This is a genomic window from Marinomonas sp. TW1, assembly GCF_001625355.1.
In the GTDB taxonomy this organism is placed as follows: Bacteria; Pseudomonadota; Gammaproteobacteria; order Pseudomonadales; family Marinomonadaceae; genus Marinomonas.
Map to the genome: position 1 here is coordinate 1 of NZ_JSEE01000043.1, position 756 is coordinate 756.

Genomic DNA, 756 nt, shown 5'->3' on the forward strand with positions numbered 1-756 from the left:
AAAGGAAGATAAGTAATGCCTTTAAGCGCACAACAGTTAGCTGCACAGAAAAACCTTTCGTATGTTCTGGCTGAGAAGCTGGCGCAACGGATCTTAAAAGGTGAATATGAACCCGGCACCATTTTGCCCGGTGAGATTGAGCTGGGCGAGCAATTTGGAGTGAGTCGTACAGCGGTACGCGAAGCGGTCAAAACGTTAACGGCAAAAGGGATGGTTTTACCGCGACCGCGAATTGGTACTCGGGTCATGCCACAATCGAACTGGAATTTTCTTGATCAGGAATTGCTTACCTGGTCGGTGACAGATGATAATTTACATAATGTCATCGATCACTTACTGGGTAGGGTTATCAGTCCGGAGCCGCAAGCCGGCCTACTGGCAGCAACGGTTGGAAGCGGGGAACAGAAAGCGCATCTCAATACGTTAATGGCCGAAATGGCGGCATTAAAAGAGAACTTTCGCCGTGAACGCTGGATCGAAGTCGATATGGCCTGGCATGAGCATATCTATATAATGAGCGCCAATCTGTTTTTGACCTCATTCGCCTCGCCATGCCAGACGGTTAATAACACTTACTTCACGTCAATTACCAGCGACACAGTGATAAAGCTGGATCTGCATCAGGCGATTGTTGATGCTATTATCCAAAGCGATGGCGACGCTGCATTAAAAGCTTGTCAGGCGCTGCTACGCTCACCTGATAAGTGATAACCCGATAACATTACATTGAATGGGCGATAAAAAGAAGCGCAGTAT

At 47.6% G+C, this 756-nt stretch carries 1 protein-coding gene; it reads left to right on the forward strand.

Annotated elements, in window-relative coordinates:
• Positions 1-15: 15 nt before the first annotated feature.
• Positions 16-708, forward strand: coding sequence for a FadR/GntR family transcriptional regulator (locus OA79_RS17775; protein WP_063334552.1), 693 nt, complete (start codon positions 16-18; stop codon positions 706-708).
• Positions 709-756: the final 48 nt, after the last annotated feature.

Excerpts from the sequence above, each read along its gene's own strand:
- OA79_RS17775 (WP_063334552.1), top strand. The coding sequence starts at position 16 with ATGCCTTTAAGCGCACAACAGTTAGCTGCACAGAAAAACCTTTCGTAT.